A 2,209-nucleotide genomic window follows, 5' to 3' on the forward strand; every position below is an offset into this window, starting at 1 on the left:
GATGGCCCAACGGTTGCGGCACGGGTCAAGGAATACGCGGACCTGGGCATCGACACCTTTATCTTCTCCGGTTATCCGCACCTGGAAGAGTCGTATCGGGTCGCCGAGTTGCTGTTCCCGCACCTGGATATCGAACGTCCCGAACTGCCGAAAGGCGCCGGCTATGTCAGCCCGTTCGGCGAGATGGTGGCCAACGACATCCTTCCCAAAGCTGCATCACAGAGCTGAGGGGCGCCATGAACCTTGAGAAACTCAGCCATCGCGTGGCGCCCTGGGTGCTGCCGATTCTATTGCTGGCGGTGTGGCAGTTGTCGGTGACGGCAGGGTGGTTGTCCACGCGTATTCTGCCGGCGCCCAGTGCGGTCATCGAGGCTGGCGTCAACCTGGTCCGCAGCGGCGAAATCTGGACGCACCTGGCTATCAGCGGCTGGCGCGCGGGCCTGGGCTTTGTGATCGGTGGCAGCATCGGCCTGGCCCTGGGCTTTATCACCGGCCTGTCGAAGTGGGGCGAACGGTTGCTCGACAGCTCGGTGCAGATGATCCGCAACGTGCCGCACCTGGCGCTGATTCCATTGGTGATCCTGTGGTTCGGGATTGACGAGACCGCGAAGATTTTCCTGGTAGCGCTGGGCACGTTGTTTCCGATCTACCTGAACACCTACCACGGCATCCGCAACGTCGACCCGGCGCTGGTGGAAATGTCGCGCAGCTACGGTTTGTCCGGCTTCAGCCTGTTCTGGCAAGTGATCCTGCCGGGCGCGTTGCCGTCGATCCTGGTGGGCGTGCGCTTTGCCCTGGGCTTCATGTGGTTGACGTTGATCGTGGCGGAAACCATCTCGGCCAGTTCCGGCATCGGTTACCTGGCGATGAATGCCCGCGAATTCCTGCAAACCGACGTGGTGGTGCTGGCGATCGTGATGTACGCGATCCTCGGCAAGCTGGCCGACCTGGCGGCGCGTGGCCTGGAACGGGTATGGCTGCGCTGGCACCCGGCGTATCAAGTGAACAAGGGAGGTGCGGCATGACGGCTCAACAACCCCCGCGCCTGCTCAAGGGTATCCCCCTGGCGGTGCGCAAGTTGCGCAAGTCCTTTGGCGCTCGCGAAGTGCTCAAGGACATCGACCTGCATATTCCTGCCGGCCAGTTCGTGGCCGTGGTCGGCCGCAGCGGTTGCGGCAAGAGTACCTTGCTGCGCCTGCTGGCGGGCCTGGACAACGCCAGTGGCGGCGAACTGCTGGCGGGCTCCGCGCCGCTGCACGAGGCGATCGAAGACACGCGGCTGATGTTCCAGGAAGCGCGCCTGCTGCCGTGGAAAAAGATCATCGACAACGTCGGCCTGGGCCTCAAGGGCAACTGGCGCCCCAGGGCGTTGCAGGCGTTGGAGGCGGTGGGCCTGGCCGAGCGTGCCGATGAGTGGCCGGCCGCCTTGTCCGGTGGCCAGAAGCAGCGCGTCGCCCTGGCGCGCGCCTTGATTCACCAGCCGCGCCTGTTGCTGCTCGACGAACCGCTGGGGGCGCTGGATGCCCTGACCCGGATCGAGATGCAGCAACTGATCGAAAACCTCTGGCAAAAACACGGCTTTACCGTGCTGCTGGTCACCCATGACGTCAGCGAAGCCGTGGCGATTGCCGACCGGGTGATCCTGATCGAAGACGGCGAAATCGGCCTCGACCTGAGCATCGACCTGCCACGCCCACGCGCCCGTGGCTCACATCGCCTGGCCGCGCTGGAGGCCGAAGTACTCAACCGCGTGCTGTCGCTGCCCGGCTCACCGCCGGAACCCGAACCTGTTTCACCGCTGCCGACGCAATTGCGTTGGGCTCAATAACCTGTACAGGAAAACCATCATGACTATTAAAGCCATCAACGTGCGTAACCAATTCAAAGGCACCATCAAGGAAATCGTGGTGGGCGACGTGTTGTCGGAGATCGACGTGCAGACGGCCTCGGGCATTGTCACGTCTGTAATCACCACGCGCTCGGTGAAAGAGCTGGAGCTGGTGATTGGCAGCGAGGTGATTGCCTTTGTGAAATCGACTGAGGTGTCGATTGCCAAGCTGTGACTGCTTCAGACCGCTATCGGGGGCAAGTCGAATCGTCGCACCGCCCCTCCCACACTTTGAATGTATTCACAGATCTAAATGTGGGAGGGGGCTTGCCCCCGATGGCGGCCTCAGGGCCGACCAGGATGTTGGATCAGACCGAGTAC

Annotated in this window: 3 protein-coding genes and 1 pseudogene; all 4 read left to right on the forward strand. The window is 62.7% G+C overall.

The window, feature by feature from the left end; all coding sequences use genetic code 11:
* A pseudogene (locus tag BFP90_RS18275) lies at positions 1 to 228 on the forward strand (alkanesulfonate monooxygenase); the annotation flags it as partial.
* A gap of 8 nt (positions 229 to 236) precedes the next feature.
* Complete coding sequence (gene ssuC / locus BFP90_RS18280; RefSeq protein WP_065893886.1) at positions 237 to 1,025, forward strand: aliphatic sulfonate ABC transporter permease SsuC; 789 nt, start codon at positions 237 to 239, stop codon at positions 1,023 to 1,025.
* The gene (gene ssuB / locus BFP90_RS18285) at positions 1,022 to 1,828 is read left to right on the forward strand and encodes an aliphatic sulfonates ABC transporter ATP-binding protein (RefSeq protein WP_065887044.1); all 807 of its coding nucleotides are present in this window, start codon (positions 1,022 to 1,024) and stop codon (positions 1,826 to 1,828) included. The genes ssuC and ssuB overlap by 4 nt, the downstream gene beginning before the upstream one ends.
* A gap of 19 nt (positions 1,829 to 1,847) precedes the next feature.
* The gene (locus BFP90_RS18290) at positions 1,848 to 2,063 is read left to right on the forward strand and encodes a TOBE domain-containing protein (protein WP_003176783.1); all 216 of its coding nucleotides are present in this window, start codon (positions 1,848 to 1,850) and stop codon (positions 2,061 to 2,063) included.
* The last annotated feature ends 146 nt before the right edge of the window (positions 2,064 to 2,209 follow it).

This window comes from Pseudomonas sp. 24 E 13, assembly GCF_900004715.1.
Classification (GTDB): domain Bacteria; phylum Pseudomonadota; class Gammaproteobacteria; order Pseudomonadales; family Pseudomonadaceae; genus Aquipseudomonas; species Aquipseudomonas orientalis_A.